Source organism: Micromonospora sp. CA-111912 (assembly GCF_050948415.1).
Classification (GTDB): Bacteria; Actinomycetota; Actinomycetes; order Mycobacteriales; family Micromonosporaceae; genus Micromonospora.
Window position 1 is genome coordinate 1,870,590 of record NZ_CP192007.1, and the last position, 16,302, is coordinate 1,886,891.

The window sequence follows — 16,302 nt, forward strand, 5'->3', positions numbered from 1 at the left end:
ATGACAGCCACCGTGGAGGCGTCCGCCGTACCGGACCTGGCCACCCTGCAGGAGCGGGCCGCGCAACGCGCGGCCGAGCGGGCCGGCGGGCAGGACCGGCTGCGCGGACACATCGTCTGCGACGGCCTGGTGCGGATCTTCAAGTCCGACGGCATCGAGGTGGTCGCGTTGCAGGGCCTCGACCTGGTCATCGACCGGGGTGAGCTGGTCGCGATCGTCGGGGCGTCCGGGTCGGGCAAGTCGACCCTGCTGAACATCCTGTCCGGGCTGGACACCCCGACCGCCGGCATCGCCCGGGTCGCCGAGTACGACCTGCTCACCCTCTCCGCCCGGCGCAGGCTCAGCTACCGGCGGGAGATGGCCGGCTTCGTCTGGCAGCAGACCGGGCGCAACCTGCTGCCGTACCTGACCGCCCTGGAGAACGTCGAGCTGCCGATGAAGCTGGCCGGGCGGCGCGGGCGGCGGGTCCGCCGGGATCGAGCCCGGGAGCTGCTCGAACTGGTCGGCGTGGGCCACCTCGCCGACCGGCGGCCGGGACAGCTCAGCGGCGGGGAGCAGCAGCGCTGCGCGATCTCCGTGGCGGTGGCCAACGACCCGGAGGTGCTCTTCGCCGATGAGCCGACCGGCGAGCTGGACGAGGCCACCGGCGCCGAGGTCTTCGCCGCGCTGCGGCAGATCAACGCGGAGCTGGGGGTGACGGTGGTGGTGGTGACCCACGACTCCGCCGTGTCCACCCAGGTCCGCCGGACCGTCGCGATCCGCGACGGCCGGACCTCCTCCGAGGTACGCCGCACCGCCCGGATCGGCGCGGACGGCGCCACCGAGCTGGTCAGCGAGGAGTACGCGGTGCTCGACCGCGCCGGCCGGATGCAGCTCCCGGCGTCCTTCGTGGACACGCTGGCCCTGCGCGACCGGGTCCGACTCAACCTGGAACCCGACCACGTCGAGGTGCGGCCGGGTGACCGGGCCGACGCCGAACGGAGTGACGCATGACCGAGCAGCCGTTCTCACGCCCGGCGGCCACCGCCACCACCATCGAGGAGGTGGTGCGGGTGACCGGGTTGAGCCGTACCTTCGGCCGGGGTGAGCGTGCCGTGCACGCCGTCCGGGACGTCTCGTTCACCGCAGGCAAGGGCGAGCTGGTCGCCCTGCAGGGGCGGTCGGGCGCCGGCAAGACCACCCTGCTGAACCTGGTCGGCGGCCTGGACCGGCCGGACTCCGGGCAGGTCCGGGTGGCCGGGCACGACCTCGGCACGGCCGGCGAGCGGGAGCTGCTGCGGTTGCGCCGGGGCACCGTCGGCTTCGTCTTCCAGACCTTCGGACTGATCCCGATCCTCTCCGCCGCCGAGAACGTCGGGGTGCCACTGCGGCTGGCGAAGGTGCCCGCCGTCGAGCGGGAGGAGCGGGTGTCGGTGCTGCTGGAGCTGGTCGGGCTGGGCGGGCACGCCGCGCAGCGGCCGTACGAGCTCTCCGGCGGGCAGCAGCAGCGGGTGGCGCTGGCCCGGGCCCTGGCCAACGAGCCGGACCTGCTGATCGCCGACGAGCCCACCGGCCAGCTCGACTCGGAGACCGGCCGGTCGATCATGGACCTGCTCCGGGCGGTGGTGCACGCGCGCGGGATGACCGCGCTGGTCGCCACGCACGACCCGGCCCTCATCGAGCTGGCCGACCGCACCCTGACCCTCCGCGACGGCCAACTCCTCCCCACCCTCCCCGCCTGACCCCACCCCCCAGCCCTCCGCGATCTTGCACTTGCGGCCCTCAGTATGGGCGTTTCACCTGGTATGGCCGGGCCGCAACTGCAAGATCGCGGGGAGGGGTGGGGTGGGGAGGGAGGGTGGGGTGGGGTGGGTTCAGAGGGGGAGCTTCATGCCCTCGTGGGTGGCGACGAAGCCGAGGTGGCGGTAGAAGCGGTGGGCGTCCGCGCGGGTCTTGTCCGTGGTGAGCTGCACCAGCGCGCAGCCGCGCCGCCTGGCCTGGTCGATCGCCCAGCGCATCATCTCCCGCCCCAGCCCCTGCCCGCGGCGGTCCGAGCGCACCCGCACCGCCTCGATGAGCGACCGCTCGGCCCCGTGCCGGCCGAGCCCGGGGATGTAGGTGATCTGCATGCAGCCCACCAGCACCCCGTCCTCGTCGGCCACCACGAGGTGGTTGCGGGGGTCGGCGGAGATGTCCGCGAACGCCCTCTCGTACGCCTCGTCGACCTCGGTGAAATCGCGGGCCTTGCCCAGCATGTCGTCGGCCAGCAGGGCGATGACGGCCGGCAGGTCGGCCCGGACCGCCTCCCGGAAGATCACGGTGCGCATGGCATCAGCCTGGCACAGCGACCCGGGGCGATGCCCCGGCGACCTGGTTGCCGGCAGGGGGCAGCATGATGCGACATGGACGTCCTGCTGCTGCCGTTCCGCTGGGTCTACCGGGGGCTGGTCTGGTTCGCCAACTCGCCCCGGACGCTGATCGCGTCGTACCTGTTGATGATCATTGTGGCCGGGGTCATCTACAGCCACGTGGAGCACAAGAGCGCCACCGATTCGGTGTGGTGGGCGGTGGTGACCGCCTCCACCGTCGGGTACGGCGACATCTCGCCGACCACCGGCGCGGGGCGCACCCTCGCGGCCCTGCTCATCTCGACCATGGTGCTGCTGGTCATCCCGCTGATCACCGCGCACTTCGCCAGCCAGTTGATCGTGGACGACGACGCCTTCGAGCACGCCGAGCAGGAGGAGTTGAAGGCCGACGTGCGGCGGATGCGGGCACTGCTGGAGGAGTTGGCGGCCCGGCACGGGATCGTCCTGCCGGCCGAGCCGGCCCCCTCGCCCGCCCCGCCGCGGGCGACCAGAAGGCGGGGCCGGGGCCGCCGCCGGGGGTGAGCCGTCAGCGGGCCGGGCAGCGCAGCCCCTCCCGGGGCACCGTCAACGAGACCAGGTAGGCGTCCACCGCGTTCGTCACGCAGTTCGTCTGCGGGTACGCCGTGTGCCCCTCGCCCTCCCAGGTCAGCACCCGGCCCACGCCCAGCATCGAGGCCAGCTTCGGGGTCTGCTCGTACGGGGTCGCCGGGTCGCCGGTCGTGCCCACCACCACGATGGGCGGCGCGCCGACGGCCTTGCCGGTCGGATACGGGTCCCGCCCACCCGGCCACTCGACGCAGCCGAGCATGCCCACGGCCAACGCCGGGCCGAACAGCGGGTACTTCTCCCGCCACTGCGACTGGAGCTGGCGAACCCGCTGCAGGGTCGGCTTCTCCGACTCGTCGGTGCAGTTGACCGCGAGGTTGGCGTCGAACAGGTTCGAGTACCGCCCGTCGTCCTCCCGGCCCGCGTACGAGTCGGCCAGCCGGAACACCTCAGCCGGATCGCCGCCGTCGAGCCGGTCGATCGCCTGGGCCAGCTCCTGCCAGCCCGACTCCGTGTAGAGCGAGGAGATGACCGCGTAGAAGACCCAGCCCGCGGTGGCCTCCCGGCCGTCCGCCGCCTTCACCGGGGAGACCCTGGCCTTGTCGATCGCCGAGGTCACCGCGGCCCGGGCGTCCGGGGCGAGCGGGCAGCGCCCGGTGTTGGCCGCGCACCACCGGGCGAAGTTGTCGAACGCCCGCTCGAAGCCCTTCGCCTGACTCTCCGAGCCGGCCACCAGGTCCTGCGTCGGGTCCACCGCGCCGTCGAGCACCAGGGCCCGGACCCGCTGCGGGTAGAGCTGGGCGTACGTCGCCCCGAGCAGGGTGCCGTAGGAGTAGCCGAGGTAGGTCAGCTTCTCGTCGCCGACCGCCGCGCGCACCGCGTCCATGTCCCGGGCGGCCTGCTCGGTGCCGTAGAGCGAGAGCTGGTTGCCGTACTTGTCGCCGCAGCCCCGCCCGATCCGCTGGTTGAGCGCGACGAACCCGTCGAAGGATGCCTGGGACTCCGGGTCCGGGTCGTAGCCGAAGCTGGCGTCCAGGTCGGTGTCGGGGATGCACTTCACCGGGCTGGACCGGGCCACCCCGCGCGGGTCGAACCCGACGATGTCGAACCGCTCGGTGACCGACGGGGGCAGCCCTCCGAACGCCGGGCCGAAGGAGAGGTAGACGGCCGTGTCCACCCCGGAGCTGCCGGGGCCGCCCGGGTTGATCACGAGTGAGCCGATCCGGTTCCGCTGCTTCGTGGACCGGGCCCGCAGCAGGGCGATCTCGAAGGTCTCCCCGCTGCCCGGGCCGGCCGTGGCGCCGGTGCCGGAGCCCCAGTTGCGCGGCACGGCGATCCGCGTGCACTCGTACCGCATGTCCGGCGCGCCCCGGCCCACCAGCTCGTCGGCCACCTCCGGGCAGGCCCGCCAGGTCGGCGCGGCACCCGTCGGCGCGGCCTCGCCCTCGGTCTCCGTGCGCGGGGCGAACGCGGGCATCGTGCAGCCGGTGGCGACCACCGCCGCCGCGACGAGCCCGGCGATGGTCAGCCGGACCCGGCGGATCCGGTCGGGAAAGCGGGTCACCGGCACGCCTCTCGTGGTCGGGTCGACGGCTCAGGCTACGCCCGTCCCGGGACGGCCTCGGCGGTCGCCGCCGGATCGCCGCGCAGGACCTGGTCGACGTCGTACCTGATCGGGCGGTCGAGCTGGTCGTAGCCGCAGGACCGGGGATCGCGGTCGGGCCGCCAGCGGACGAACCGGGCGGTGTGCCGGAGCCGGTCGCCCTCCATCGCGTCGTAGCCCACCTCGGCCACCAACTCCGGGCGCAGCGGCTCCCACTCGAGGTTCTTCGTCCCCGTCCACCGGCTCACCCCGCCGGGGATGCGCTGGCCGCGCTCGTGGTCGCCGTGCACCCAGGGGTGCTCGTCGCCGACGTCCCGGTAGGGGGCCAGCTCGTCCAGCAGCTCCTCGCGCCGGGCCGCCGTGAACGAGGAGCTGACCCCGATGTGGTGCAGGATGCCGGCCTCGTCGTAGAGGCCGAGCAGCAGCGAGCCGACCACCGGCCCGGTCTTGTGCCAGCGGAAGCCGGCCACCACCACGTCGGCCGTGCGGGCGTGCTTGACCTTGAACATCAGCCGCTTGCCCGGCTCGTACGGCAGGTCGGCCGGCTTGACGATGAGCCCGTCGAGCCCCGCGCCCTCGAACACGTCGAACCAGCGGCGGGCCTTTTCCGGGTCCGTGGTGACCTGGGTGACGTGCACCGGCGGGCGGACCCCGGCCAGGGCCTGCTCCAGCCGGGCCCGGCGCTGCGGGTACGGCTGGTCGGTCAGCAGCTCGTCGTCGAGGGCGAGCAGGTCGAAGGCGACGAAGTCGGCCGGGGTGGTCTCGGCCAGCAGCTTCACCCGGGACGCGGCGGGATGGATGCGCTGGGCGAGCAGCTCGAAGTCGAGCCGGGGCTGGCCGTCCGGGCCGTCGCGCCGGATCACGATCAGCTCGCCGTCGACGGCGCAGCGCTCGGGGAGCTGCCGCAGCGCCTGCTCGACCACCTCGGGGAAGTAGCGGGTCATCGTCTTGCCGCCCCGGCTGGCCAGCTCCACCTCGTCGCCGTCGCGGAACACGATGCAGCGGAAGCCGTCCCACTTCGGCTCGTACGTCATACCGGGGTCGGTGGGCAGTCGCGACACGGCCTTGGCCAGCATCGGCTCGACCGGCGGGTTGATCGGCAGGTCCACGGCGACAGTCAACCAGACACCACCGACAGTCGTGAGGCGGATCACCGGGGGTGAGGGGGTGACCTGTCCCGGTCCATCCCGTTCGTTCCCCCGGGACCGGATGGCGTTTCCGCAGCTCGGAGCTAGTTTCGCCGGATGCGGGAGTGGATCTGCGGGTGCTGCGGGCGCTGGGGGGTCAGCGTCGAGCTGATCCGCGGCCGGTACCGCTACCGCCTGGTGCGCCGCTACCCGGCCCGCTTCGGCGGCGGCAAGGACGTGCTCGGCGAGGTCGGCACCGTCGCCGAACTGGACGACCTGCTGCGCCGCCGTACCCCGCTCACCCTCGCCGACCTCCACGAGACCGAGGCGGCCTGACCCGTCCCGGACAGGGGCGAGCGGTGCTGAGGTTCCCGGCGTAGCCGGGCCGGGTCGTCAGTGTGATCGTGAAGGCCGTCGGTGTTGAGGCGTTCCCGGCGGTTGAGTGGGCGTCGTCGGGTTACTCGCGGACCTGAGCGTTGACTGTGGGCTGCGCGTCACCGCTGTCCGCGCCCAGGCCCGCGAGCAGGCGCAGCCCGTCCTCGGCGGGGCTGCCGGGGGGCGCGGACAGCACCAGCAGCTCCCTGCCTGATTCGTCCGGTAATGCAAAGTTCTCCTGGTGCAGCTCCAGCAGTCCGACCAGCGGGTGCCGGAACGCCTTGCGTCCATGTGTGCGGGCGCGTACGTCCGCGCGGGCCCAGAGGCGGCGGAAGCGCTCGCTGCCCATCGCCAGCTCGCCGATGAGCGAGGCCAGGCGGGGGTCCTCGGGGTATTTGCCGGCGGCCAGGCGCAGGTGCCCGACCACGTCGAGGGTGCAATTCTCCCAGTCCGCGTAAAGGCCGCGCTCGGCCTCCTCAAGGAAGAGGTGCCGGGCGGTGTTCAGGCCCGGCATCGGCCGGCTGTAGAGGAGCCCGGCGAGGCGGTTCCCGGCGAGCACGTCCAGGCGGTGGTCCATGATCAGCGTGGGTGCGTCGACGACCAGGTCGAGGATGCGCAGCAGCTCCGGCCGGACCCGCCCGCCCGGCGCCCTCGCGCGGCGACGGCGCTGCCGGGCGAGCCGGTAGAGGTGCCCGCGTTCGGTCTCGTCGAGGCCGAGGACGCGGGCGAGCGCGTCGAGGACCTGCTCGGAGGGCTGGGTCGCGCGGCCCTGCTCCAGGCGTACGTAGTAGTCGACGCTGACTCCGGACAGGTGCGCGACCTCTTCGCGGCGCAGCCCTTCGACCCGGCGGCGGCTGTCGGTGGGGATGCCGACGGCCGCCGGGTCGACCCGGGAACGCCGGGTCCGCAGGAACCCCGCGAGATCATCCATGCCCCCAGTATCGCCTCGGTGGTGCCCACGAAGGTGGTCCTCCCGTTACCAGGAAGTCCCGTCCGATGGAAGAGGCGCCCCTGAACGCCGGGCGACGCGGCGCCCAGAATCGAAGGCACCCGATCCGAAGGAGTTTCCATGAAGACGCTGATCGTCTACGCCCACCCAGAGCCGAAGTCGCTCAACAGTTCGCTGAAGGACCTCGCGGTGTCCACATTGGAAGCCGCCGGGCACGAGGTGCGGGTGAGCGATCTGTACGCGATGAACTGGAAGGCGGTCGTGGACGCCGCGGACTACGGCCCCGACGCCTCAAGTCCGCTGAGGGTCGCCCTGGACTCGGGCCGGGCCTTCGACGCCAGGACGCTCACCCCGGACGTCCTCGCCGAGCAGGAGAAGCTGCTGTGGGCCGACACGATCATCTTCCAGTTCCCGCTGTGGTGGTACACGATGCCCGCGATCCTCAAAGGCTGGGTGGACCGGGTGTTCACCTACCACTTCGCGTACGGCGTCGGCGAGCACAGCGACACCAGGTACGGCGAGCGCTTCGGCGAAGGCACCCTCGCGGGCCGGAAGGCTCTGCTGTCGGTGACCGCCGGCGGCCCGGAGTCGCATTACGCCGCTCGCGGGATCAACGGCCCCATCGACGATCTGCTGTTCCCGATCCACCACGGCATCCTCTATTACCCGGGCATCGAGGTGCTGCCGCCGTTCGTGCTGTACGGCGCCGACCGGATGACCGGCGAGGACTACCCGGACGTCGCCAAGGCATGGGAACAGCGCCTGCTCACCCTGGACTCGACCGAGCCGATCGCGTTCCGGCGGCAGAACTTCGGTGACTACGAGATCCCCTCGTTGCAGCTGAAGGAGGGACTGGAACCCGCGGGCCGTACGGGATTCGGGCTGCACCTGCGTGGCTGACCGCCGGCGATGGACAGGACGAGCTGGGGCGCGAACCCGAGGAGCAGCCAGGGGGCCGAGGCGGCGGTGAGGGTGAGCGCAACGGCCAGGGTGACCTTCGCGAACAGTCCGGCGAGCCCCGTGCGGAGCGGAAACTGCCCAAGGCTGTGCGGCGCGTCGGTGGCCGAAGGGACGGAGGCCAGTCGTCGTGGTGCGGGCTGCCGGCGAGGATCGTCGAGCGGTAGGTTTCGACGACAGGGGAGGGGCCATGCGCTTCGAGGCAGTGACGGAGATCGACGCCGACGCCGAGCAGGTCTGGAGGGTGCAGTCCGACATCGACCGGTGGCCGGAGTGGACCGCCTCGGTGTCCCGCGCCCGGCGGCTGGAACCGGGGCCGTTGACGGTCGGCTCGACCGCGCGGCTGGAGCAGCCGCGGCTGCGCCCCGCGGTGTGGCGGGTCGTCGAGGTCGAGGCGCCGTACCGCTTCGTCTGGGTGTCGAACGCCCCGGGCGTACGTAGCCGGGGCGACCACCGGATCGTCCCGCTGCCCGACGGCCGGGTCCGGGTCGAGCTGACGTTGGAACAGTCGGGCCCGCTCGCCGCCCTCGTGGGCCGGCTCTACGGCGGGCTGACCCGCCGGTACCTCCGGCTGGAGGCTGACGGCCTCAGGCGTTGCGTTGAGCGGCCTTGACCAGCCGCTTCTCCAGCACGGCGAGGGAAATGCCGTTGGCGTCCGGCCGGTTGCCGACGATCTCGTAGCCGTGCCGCCCGTACAGCCGCAGGTTCCGTTCGCTGGCGGCCCCGGTGAACAGCACGAAGCGGGACACCCGGTCGGCGCAGGCCGCCTCCACCGCCCGCAGCAGCAGGGCCCCGACCCCCTGGCCCTGCTGGTCCGGGGCCACGGCCAGCCGGCCGACGTGGGCGGTGTCGTCGGCGACCCGCGCCCGGACCGAGCCGACCAGCCGGTGCCCGGCCCGGGCGACCAGCACCGTCTCCGGGCCGGCCAGCGCGGCCAGGACCTCTTCGAGCGTCTCGGTGAGCGGCGGGAGCAACGGGTCGGCGTAGTGCTGGGCCTCGGTCACGTAGGCGGCCCGCTGCACGGTGAGGATCTCACCGGCGTCGGCGGGGGTGGCTGGAGTGATCAGTGGTGGCGTGGTCACGACCCCAGCTCACCACACCGCCGGCGCGCGGCTCGCAGGGCCGTACCCTGGCGGTTTCGCGGACCCCAGGAAAGGCGGCGATGGTGCCCGAGCTGACCTATCCGCACGTCGGAGCCACCGACGTCGGCGAGCTGCCCGCGGGCTGGCGGCACGTCCGGCACCGGGTGCGGCTGCCGGACGGCTGCTTCGCCACGGCCGGCGCGGCGGTGCTCGACTGGCGGCTGCACCGGGCCGCCGGGATCCGGATCGACGCCGACGCGCCCCGGGCCGAGCCCGGGGTCACCGTCGTCTCCCGGTTGGGCGTCGGCCCGCTGCGGCTGGCCGCGCCGTGCGCGGTGGTCTGGGCCGCCGACGACGCCCGCCGGGCCGGCTTCGGGTACGGCACGCTGCCCGGCCATCCGGCCCGGGGCGAGGAGGCGTTCGTGGTGAGTCGGGACGACACCGGTGCCGTCTGGTTCGAGGTGCGCGCGTTCAGCCGACCGGACCGCTGGTTCATGCGCGCGGCCGGGCCGGCGGGCCGGGCCTTCCAACGCGGGTACGCCTGGTGGCTCGGCCGGACCCTGCGCCGGCTCTGCGCCCGGCCCTGACCGGTACGCCGGCCACGCAGCGCGCGGCGACCGGGGCCGCGGGAGGCATCAGTACCGGGCGAAGGAGCGGATCGGCATTCTCGGCCCGTACCTCGGGGCGTGCACGCCCTCGGCGGCGAGCAGCAGGCAGACCCGGCCGCGGTGGCCCCGGAACGGCTCCAGCAGTGCGAGCATCCGGGCGTCGTCGCCGCGTGGCTCCCCGGCCAGGGCCCAGGCCACCGTGTTCGGCACGTGGTAGTCGCCGACGCTGACCGCGTCCGGGTCCCCGAACGCGATCCGGGCCACCTCGGCGGCGGTCCACGGGCCGATCCCCCGGATCGCGGTGAGCCGGCGGGTGGCCTCGGCGGAGTCGGCGCAGCGTTCCAGCCGGTCGGCCTCGGCGGCGGCCCGGCGCAGCGTGTCGGCCCGTTTCTGCTCCACCCCGAACGGGTGGAAGGCCCAGTACGGCGTGGCGGCCACCGCCGCCGGCTCGGGCGGCAGCAGCAGCGGCTGCAACGGCCCCGGCGCCGGCTCGCCGAAGTGGCGCACGGTCGCCGAGTACGCCCGGTACGCCTCCGTGCCGGTGACCTTCTGCTCCAGGATCGCCCGCAGCACGCGCGGGAAGAGCTGGCCGGTGGCCGGCATCCGCAGCCCGGCGTGCCGCGCGGCCAGCCGGGCCACCAGCGGGTGCGCGCCGGCCAGCTCGGCGAAGCCGGTGAGGTCGTCGCGCAGCCCGGCGACCGCCTCGGCCTGCTGGACCGCCCAGTCGGCGCCGGGACCGTACCCCTCGGCGAGCAGGTCCCCGTCGCCGGCCGGGCGCAGCGCGAGGGTGGCCGGGCCAGCGGGGGTGCGGGTGGCCCACCAGAACGTGCCGGCGGCGATCCGGGCGCACGGGTCGTACGTGCTGAACGTGAGCGACCGGACGGAGGCGGCCAGCCGGTAGCCGGCCGGTGGGCGCAGCGTCCGGCGGGCGGCGGGTTCGGTCACCCCTGACACTCTGCCACGACCCCCGGCCGGGACGGACGGCCCCGCATGCACGCAGACCCCCGGGCGTCCGACGACGTCAGCCCGGCCCCCAATGGCCCGGTCGCCCGGTGGTGCGGAGCCACCGGGTCAACGGGTCACCGGCGGACGGAGAAGATTCCCGGTGGCGGCGGGGTGGAGTCGGTGGCGTCGGCGTCGCGCACGACGGCGGCCCCGCCGACGAACCGGTCGAGCTCGTCGCCGGCCACCACCCGACCGGGGAACCAGTCCCCGGCCGCCCGGCGGGTCAGCTCCGGCACCGGCGGCTCGACCCGGCCCGCGACCAGCACCAGGTTGCCGTAGCGCCGGCCGCGCAGCACCGCCGCGTCGCCGATCAGGCAGGCCCGGGGCAGCACCGCGCGGACCGTGGCGACCTGGGCGCGGGCGTGCCGCAGCGGCGGGCCGTCGGCGACGTTGGCCAGGTACCAGCCGCCGCCGTGGAGCACCCGGGCCACCTCCGCCGCGTACTCCACGCTGGTCAGGTGGGCCGGGGTGCGGGCACCGGAGAAGACGTCCGCGACCACCACGTCGTAGCTGCCGTCCCTGGTGGACCCCAGGGTGGCCCGGGCGTCGGCGACGCGCACCTTCAGCCGGGGGTCGGCCGGCCAGGGCAGCTCCCGGCGGACCAGGTCGACCAGGGCGGCGTCCACCTCGGCCACCCGCTGGGTCGAGCCGGGGCGGGTGGCCTGCACGTACCGGGGCAGGGTCAGCGCGCCGCCGCCCAGGTGCAGCACCCGCAGCGGCGCGCCCGCCGGGGCGACCAGGTCGAGCGCGGCGGCCAGCCGCCGGACGTACTCGAACTCCAGGTGGGTGGGGTCGGCGAGGTCCACGTGTGACTGCGGGGCGCCGTCGAGCAGCAGGGTGAACGAGCGCGGCCGGTCCGCGTCCGGGACCAGCTCGGCCTCGCCGGTGTCCACCCGCGCCACGATGCGGTCCGTACCCCGGCGGCGCCCCATCAGCGACGCCCCGTCCGGACGACGACCCGGCGGCGGCTCCGTGGCCGGGCGGGGAGGCGGCCCATCAGCGGTGCTGCCCGCGGCCCCGGGCCGCGGCGGTCAGCGCCCGGTGCAGCAGGCGGGCGTCGCCGAGCAGCGCCCGCAGGCGGCGCTCCAGGCCGGCGATCGGGATCAGGTTCTGCGGGGCCCGCGGGTCCTTGTACGGGGTGGACGCGAACCGGGGGAGGGTGACCAGCGACAGGTCGGCCAGCGCGATCGCCTCGGACTCGGCCAGCTCGGCCGAGCACTCGACCCGCACGATGCCGGCCCACGGCGCACCGCCGCCGCCCGGCAGCCGCAGGTACCAGGAGTACCCGCCCCAGGCGGTGACGAGCCGGAACACCGGGGACCGCTGGCCCGCCCGCAGCCCGGTCACCACGGCGGTCAGCCGGGCGTCGAGGTACTGGCTGTGCTGGGTCTTGACGTAGCCGAGGGTGCGGGGGAGCTGCCGGCGGCTGCGCAGCGGGCCGTCGACCACCAGCAGGTCCCCGTCGACCCGGGCCGCCCCGGAGACCTCCACCTCCAGCGCGGTCAGCGGACCCTGCACGGCGGCTTGGAGCTTGTTCAGCTCACCGGTGCCGCTGACCCGGTGCACCGGGTAGCGCACCGTCCCGGCCCGAACCTCCCGGGCCGACGGGCTGGCCGTGAACAGCCCTCGCCGCACCTGCGTTCCGGCGAGCCGGGCCGCGCCCCGCTCCAGGTCGCAGCGGACCACCCCGGCCGCGTACGAGGCGGCCACCCCGGGGAACGACGCGCCGTCGGCCTCGGCCGTCCAGACGCTGGCGTCGATCCGGCGCACCCCGTCGACCAGCAGCACCACGTCCGGCGCCCGCACCCCGGCCCGGACGTCGATGGCCCGCCAGTCCACCGCCGGCAGCTCCACCTCGGCGTCGACCTGCTGCCTGCTCGGCGTGGCCGGCCCGCCGGGGACCGCCTCGAAGGACGCCCCGTAGCCCGGGCCCCAGGCGTCGACGAACAGCTCCGGGGCCGCCACGCCCGGCGGCCCCGTCCCGGCAGTGCCGGTCGGCCCGGCAGTGCCGGTCGGCCCCGTCACAGGCCGGTCCGTTCCACGCGGGCGGAGCGGGCGTCCTTGCGGACCTCGTACCGGACCGGGATGCGCTCGGCGAGGGCCGGCACATGGGTGACCACCCCGACCATCCGGTCGCCCCGGGCGGCCAGGCTCTCCAGGGTGGCCGCCACCGTGTCCAGCGTGGCCGCGTCCAGGGTGCCGAACCCCTCGTCCAGGACGATCGACTCCAGGCTCGCCGCCGTGGTGGACATCCCGGCGAGCTGCTCCGACAGCGCCAGCGCCAGGGCCAGCGACGCCTGGAACGTCTCCCCGCCGGACAGCGTGCGCACCCCGCGCCGCAGCCCCGCGTCGTGGTGGTCGACCACGAAGAACTCGCCCTTGTCGTGCACCAGGTCGTACTGGCCGCCGGACAGCTCACGCAGGATCCCCGACGCGCCGTCGACCAGCAGGTCCAGCGCCTCGGCCAGCAGCCAGCGCTCGAAGTTGTTGGCCCGCAGGTGCCCCGCGAGGGCCCGGGCCACCCGGGCCTGCTGCTCGTGGCCGGCCCGCTGCCCGTGCAGCTCGGCGGCCTGCTCGCGGCGCTCCACCAGCCGCCGGTGGGCCGCCTCGGCGCGCTCCACCGCGACGGTGGCCGCCCGCACCGGGTCGTCCCCGGCGGCCAGCCCGGCGGCGGCGAAGACCCCGCCGATCCGCTCCTCCACGGCCGCGGCGGCGGCCTCCGCCGCGGCGACCGCCTCGGCCAGCCCCACCCGGTCCGCCCGCCGCCGCCGCGCCTGCGCGTCGGCCCATTCGGTCAGCGTCGTCCAGGCCGCGGCCACGTCGTCGCGGTCGGCGGCCGGCGGGCCGAACCGGGCCAGCCCGTCCCGGGTCGCGTCGAAGTCCCACCACGCGGCGCGCAGCCGCTCCTCGGCGGCCTCCAGCGCGGCCCGGGCCCGCCGGGCGGCGTCCCGGCCGGCCCGCACCCCGCCCGCAGCCTCGTCCAGCTCCCGGCGCAGCCGGGTGTGCTCGGCCAGGTCGTGTCGCAGCGCCTCGGGGGCGGCGGCCCCGGCGAGCTGGTCGTCCAGCTCGGCCAGCCGGCCCCGGAGCTGGTCGTGCTGGGCCCGGGCGCGTAGCAGCACCCGCTCCAGGTCCCGGGCCGCCGCGTCGCGCTCCTGCACCGCCTGCTGCGCCTGCTGGGTCGCCGCCCGGGCCGCCTTCCCGGCGGCGGTGGCCCTGGCCACCGCCGATCCGGCCGGCACCGCCGGCACCCGGGGCACCACCTGCTCGCAGACCGGGCAGGCCGCCCCGTCGACCAGGTGCGCCCGCAGCGCCACCGCCTGGTCGGTGGCCTTCGCCTCCTCGTGCGCCCGGAACGCGGCGTCCAGCTCGACCTCGGCCCGCCCGGCCGCCGACCGCGCCGCCGCCAGCGCGGCCACCGCCGCGTCGTGCTCGCGCTGCGCCGCAGTCACCGCCGTGGCCACCGACCCGACCTCGCCGGCCAGCCGGTCCCGGTCGGCGTGCGCCTTGAGCAGCAGCCGCAGCGTGCTCTCGTCGCCCGCGCCGGCCAGCTCCCCGCGCAGCTTCTCCTCGCGCTCCTCGGCCAGCGCCACCCCGGCCGCCGCCTCGTCGGCGCCGGACCGCGCGGCGGCCACCGCCCGGGCCACCTCGGCCACCCCGTCGGGCGGCCGCACCGCGCCGAGCCCGGCCAGCTCGGCGTCGAGGGCGGCCAGCGCCGCGTGCGCGTCCCGCGCCGCCGCCCGGGCCCGCTCCCGTTCCGGTACGGCCGCCGCGACCGCCTCGGCCAGCTCGTGCGCCCGGCCGACCTGGGTCTGCGCGTCGGCCAGCGCCGCGTCGTCGACGTCGGCGAGCCCGCCGAGCATCCGGTCGACCGCCTCCAGCTTCGCGTCGGCCTGACCCGCCCGCTCGGTGGCCCGCTTCTGCACGGTCTCGTAGACGCCGAGGCCGAGCAGGTTGACCAGGATCTGCTGCCGGGTCGCCGGCCGGGCGTGCAGGAAGTCGGCGAACTGCCCCTGCGGCAGCACCACGCAGCTGGTGAACTGCTCGTACGGCAGCCCGACCGCCTCCAGCACGGCCCGCTCCATCTCGGCCGGCGTGCCGGCCACCACCTCGCCCAGGTCCTCCGGGCTGAGCCCGGTGTCCAGCTTGGTCACGTCGAACCCGGGCGGCATGAGCTGCAACCCGGCGTTGGCCGTCTTGACGTTGCCCCGGCCGTCCCGGCGGACCACCCGGGTCGCCACGTAGCGGTCACCGGCCGACTCGAAGACCAGCCGGACCCGGGCCTCGGTGGCCGACGGGGCGAGCGCGTTGGCCAGCCCTCGCGTCCCGCCCCACCGGGGCACCGTGCCGTAGAGGGCGAAGCAGATCGCGTCCAGCACCGTCGACTTGCCCGAGCCGGTCGGGCCGACCAGGGCGAAGAAGTCGGCGTCGGTGAAGTCCACGGTCGTCTCGTCGCGGAAGACGGTGAAGCCCGCCATGTCCAGCCGCATCGGGCGCATCAGCGATCCGCCTCCTCGAACAGCTCGTCGAACAGTTCCCGGACCTCGGAGTCGGCGTGCCCCTTGCTGTCCAGGTAGTCGGCGAACAGGTCACGGGGTGACCGGCCGGCCCGCTGGGCGGTGCGCGTCCCGCTGCCGGGGGCCGGCACCAGCTCCGGGTCGATCCGGATCTCCAGGGCCCGGGGGAGCAGCTCCTGCACCTGCTCGCGCAGCCCGGCCCGGGGCTGCTCCCGGACGAACACCCGCAGCCAACCCTCCGGCGGGGCGACCTCGGCGAGCTGGGCCAGGGTGCCGCGTACCGTGCGCAGCGGCACGGCCGCCGGGACCGGCACCTCGCGGATGCGCGCCGCGCTCGTCGCCGTCACCTCGACCATGGTGACCGACGGGATGTTCTCCTGCTCGCCGAAGTCCACCGCGAGGGGGCTGCCGCTGTACCGGATCGGGCAGGGGCCGGATACCCGCTGCGACCGGTGCAGGTGGCCCAGCGCCACGTAGTGCGCGGTGCCCGGGAACACCGTCGCCGGGACGGCGTACCCGAGGACGGTGTGCGCGTCCCGCTCGCCGCCGCCGGTGGTCGCCCCGACCACGGTGAGGTGGGCGGTGACCAGATGCACCCGGTCCGGCTCGGTGAAGCCCTCGGTCAGCCGGCCGAGCACCCGGCCGAGGTGGTCGGCGTACGTCTGGGTGGCCTCGGCGGCGGTCAGCTCGTACATCTCCACGGCGCGGACGGCGTACCGCTGGGACAGGAACGGCAGCGCGGCCACCCGCCACCGCTCGCCGCTCGCGGTGACCCCGTCGATCACGTGCTCGTCCGGGTTCTCCCGGACCCCGCCGCGCAGGGTGATGCCGGCCGCCTCGGCCCACGGCCGCAGCGCGTCGAGGGCCTGGCCGTTGTCGTGGTTGCCGCCGATGGCCAGCACGTCCGCGCCGGTGCGGCGCAGCGCGGTCAGCGCCCGGGTGACCAGCCGGGTCGCCTCCGGGGTGGGGGCGGCCGTGTCGTACAGGTCGCCGGCGACGATCACCAGGTCCGGCTGCTCCTGCCGGGCCACGTCGATCACCCCGGCGAGGACCTGCTTGTGCTCCTCGGCCCGGGACTGCCCCTTGAGCACCTTGCCGACGTGCCAGTCCGAGGTGTGCAGGATCTTCACCGTGTGGGCCCTTCGTTCGCGACTGCGGGGCTTCCTCGCTTCGCTCGGGCGTTCCTCG

Annotated in this window: 17 protein-coding genes; 7 read left to right on the forward strand and 10 right to left on the reverse strand. The window is 75.1% G+C overall.

Annotated elements, in window-relative coordinates:
* Together ACQPZO_RS08565 and ACQPZO_RS08570 are read left to right on the forward strand one after the other, a co-directional pair.
* A complete protein-coding gene (locus tag ACQPZO_RS08565; protein WP_433348585.1) occupies positions 1–993 on the forward strand; it encodes an ABC transporter ATP-binding protein in 993 nt (330 codons plus the stop codon).
* Positions 990–1,721 (forward strand): ABC transporter ATP-binding protein, encoded by a 732-nt coding sequence (locus ACQPZO_RS08570; RefSeq protein ID WP_433348587.1) that lies wholly within the window; start codon positions 990–992, stop codon positions 1,719–1,721. Before ACQPZO_RS08565 ends, ACQPZO_RS08570 begins: the two co-directional genes overlap by 4 nt.
* 132 nt (positions 1,722–1,853) lie before the next feature.
* Here ACQPZO_RS08570 and ACQPZO_RS08575 read toward each other — a convergent pair whose 3' ends face one another.
* Positions 1,854–2,306 carry an N-acetyltransferase family protein gene (locus ACQPZO_RS08575; protein ID WP_433348589.1) on the reverse strand — a complete coding sequence of 151 codons (453 nt, stop codon included), beginning with the start codon at positions 2,304–2,306 and terminating at the stop codon, positions 1,854–1,856.
* 75 nt (positions 2,307–2,381) lie between these two features.
* On the opposite strand from ACQPZO_RS08575, the gene ACQPZO_RS08580 reads away from it, so the two are divergent.
* The gene (locus ACQPZO_RS08580) at positions 2,382–2,870 is read left to right on the forward strand and encodes a potassium channel family protein (RefSeq protein ID WP_433348591.1); all 489 of its coding nucleotides are present in this window, start codon (positions 2,382–2,384) and stop codon (positions 2,868–2,870) included.
* 4 nt (positions 2,871–2,874) lie between these two features.
* Here ACQPZO_RS08580 and ACQPZO_RS08585 read toward each other — a convergent pair whose 3' ends face one another.
* Positions 2,875–4,437 carry an alpha/beta hydrolase gene (locus ACQPZO_RS08585; RefSeq protein ID WP_433350885.1) on the reverse strand — a complete coding sequence of 521 codons (1,563 nt, stop codon included), beginning with the start codon at positions 4,435–4,437 and terminating at the stop codon, positions 2,875–2,877.
* Between the two features lie 56 nt (positions 4,438–4,493).
* Entirely contained in the window at positions 4,494–5,606 is a 1,113-nt protein-coding gene (locus ACQPZO_RS08590) for an ATP-dependent DNA ligase (protein WP_433350887.1), read from the reverse strand.
* Between the two features lie 135 nt (positions 5,607–5,741).
* Between ACQPZO_RS08590 and ACQPZO_RS08595 the strand changes: the two genes are divergently transcribed.
* Positions 5,742–5,960 (forward strand): hypothetical protein, encoded by a 219-nt coding sequence (locus tag ACQPZO_RS08595; RefSeq protein WP_433348593.1) that lies wholly within the window; start codon positions 5,742–5,744, stop codon positions 5,958–5,960.
* Positions 5,961–6,081: 121 nt separating this feature from the next.
* Here the strand turns inward: ACQPZO_RS08595 and ACQPZO_RS08600 are convergent, their stop codons facing one another.
* Positions 6,082–6,930, reverse strand: coding sequence for a helix-turn-helix transcriptional regulator (locus ACQPZO_RS08600; protein ID WP_433348595.1), 849 nt, complete (start codon positions 6,928–6,930; stop codon positions 6,082–6,084).
* Positions 6,931–7,068: 138 nt separating this feature from the next.
* On the opposite strand from ACQPZO_RS08600, the gene ACQPZO_RS08605 reads away from it, so the two are divergent.
* Both ACQPZO_RS08605 and ACQPZO_RS08610 read left to right on the forward strand, forming a co-directional pair.
* Positions 7,069–7,848: an NAD(P)H-dependent oxidoreductase gene (locus ACQPZO_RS08605; RefSeq protein WP_433348597.1), complete on the forward strand. Its 780-nt coding sequence runs from the start codon at positions 7,069–7,071 to the stop codon at positions 7,846–7,848.
* Positions 7,849–8,095: 247 nt separating this feature from the next.
* The gene (locus ACQPZO_RS08610) at positions 8,096–8,518 is read left to right on the forward strand and encodes an SRPBCC family protein (RefSeq protein WP_433348599.1); all 423 of its coding nucleotides are present in this window, start codon (positions 8,096–8,098) and stop codon (positions 8,516–8,518) included.
* On the opposite strand, the gene ACQPZO_RS08615 is transcribed toward ACQPZO_RS08610, so the two are convergent.
* The gene (locus ACQPZO_RS08615) at positions 8,493–8,987 is read right to left on the reverse strand and encodes a GNAT family N-acetyltransferase (RefSeq protein ID WP_433348601.1); all 495 of its coding nucleotides are present in this window, start codon (positions 8,985–8,987) and stop codon (positions 8,493–8,495) included. The genes ACQPZO_RS08610 and ACQPZO_RS08615 overlap by 26 nt on opposite strands.
* Positions 8,988–9,067: 80 nt before the next feature.
* Here ACQPZO_RS08615 and ACQPZO_RS08620 point away from each other — a divergent pair, with 80 nt between their 5' ends.
* Entirely contained in the window at positions 9,068–9,574 is a 507-nt protein-coding gene (locus tag ACQPZO_RS08620; RefSeq protein ID WP_433348603.1) for a DUF1990 family protein, read from the forward strand.
* A gap of 48 nt (positions 9,575–9,622) precedes the next feature.
* Here ACQPZO_RS08620 and ACQPZO_RS08625 read toward each other — a convergent pair whose 3' ends face one another.
* The 5 genes from ACQPZO_RS08625 to ACQPZO_RS08645 all read right to left on the reverse strand — a co-directional run bounded on the left by ACQPZO_RS08625 (position 9,623) and on the right by ACQPZO_RS08645 (position 16,244).
* Positions 9,623–10,549, reverse strand: a complete 927-nt coding sequence (locus tag ACQPZO_RS08625) for a DNA-3-methyladenine glycosylase family protein (RefSeq protein ID WP_433348605.1) — start codon at positions 10,547–10,549, stop codon at positions 9,623–9,625.
* 125 nt (positions 10,550–10,674) lie between these two features.
* Positions 10,675–11,532, reverse strand: coding sequence for a spermidine synthase (locus ACQPZO_RS08630; protein WP_433348607.1), 858 nt, complete (start codon positions 11,530–11,532; stop codon positions 10,675–10,677).
* Between the two features lie 64 nt (positions 11,533–11,596).
* Positions 11,597–12,550 carry a hypothetical protein gene (locus tag ACQPZO_RS08635; RefSeq protein ID WP_433350889.1) on the reverse strand — a complete coding sequence of 318 codons (954 nt, stop codon included), beginning with the start codon at positions 12,548–12,550 and terminating at the stop codon, positions 11,597–11,599.
* Between the two features lie 71 nt (positions 12,551–12,621).
* Positions 12,622–15,096, reverse strand: a complete 2,475-nt coding sequence (locus ACQPZO_RS08640) for an AAA family ATPase (protein ID WP_433348609.1) — start codon at positions 15,094–15,096, stop codon at positions 12,622–12,624.
* Entirely contained in the window at positions 15,096–16,244 is a 1,149-nt protein-coding gene (locus ACQPZO_RS08645) for an exonuclease SbcCD subunit D (protein ID WP_433348611.1), read from the reverse strand. Before ACQPZO_RS08645 ends, ACQPZO_RS08640 begins: the two co-directional genes overlap by 1 nt.
* Positions 16,245–16,302: the final 58 nt, after the last annotated feature.

What these genes read in the sequence shown, in the direction of transcription:
- ACQPZO_RS08580 (WP_433348591.1), top strand. Translation starts at nt 2,382, where the DNA reads ATGGACGTCCTGCTGCTGCCGTTCCGCTGGGTCTACCGGGGGCTGGTC.
- ACQPZO_RS08640 (WP_433348609.1), bottom strand. Translation starts at nt 15,096, where the DNA reads ATGCGCCCGATGCGGCTGGACATGGCGGGCTTCACCGTCTTCCGCGAC.
- ACQPZO_RS08610 (WP_433348599.1), top strand. Translation starts at nt 8,096, where the DNA reads ATGCGCTTCGAGGCAGTGACGGAGATCGACGCCGACGCCGAGCAGGTC.
- ACQPZO_RS08595 (WP_433348593.1), top strand. Translation starts at nt 5,742, where the DNA reads ATGCGGGAGTGGATCTGCGGGTGCTGCGGGCGCTGGGGGGTCAGCGTC.
- ACQPZO_RS08600 (WP_433348595.1), bottom strand. Translation starts at nt 6,930, where the DNA reads ATGGATGATCTCGCGGGGTTCCTGCGGACCCGGCGTTCCCGGGTCGAC.
- ACQPZO_RS08570 (WP_433348587.1), top strand. Translation starts at nt 990, where the DNA reads ATGACCGAGCAGCCGTTCTCACGCCCGGCGGCCACCGCCACCACCATC.
- ACQPZO_RS08575 (WP_433348589.1), bottom strand. Translation starts at nt 2,306, where the DNA reads ATGCGCACCGTGATCTTCCGGGAGGCGGTCCGGGCCGACCTGCCGGCC.
- ACQPZO_RS08565 (WP_433348585.1), top strand. Translation starts at nt 1, where the DNA reads ATGACAGCCACCGTGGAGGCGTCCGCCGTACCGGACCTGGCCACCCTG.
- ACQPZO_RS08620 (WP_433348603.1), top strand. Translation starts at nt 9,068, where the DNA reads ATGGTGCCCGAGCTGACCTATCCGCACGTCGGAGCCACCGACGTCGGC.
- ACQPZO_RS08605 (WP_433348597.1), top strand. Translation starts at nt 7,069, where the DNA reads ATGAAGACGCTGATCGTCTACGCCCACCCAGAGCCGAAGTCGCTCAAC.
- ACQPZO_RS08630 (WP_433348607.1), bottom strand. Translation starts at nt 11,532, where the DNA reads ATGGGGCGCCGCCGGGGTACGGACCGCATCGTGGCGCGGGTGGACACC.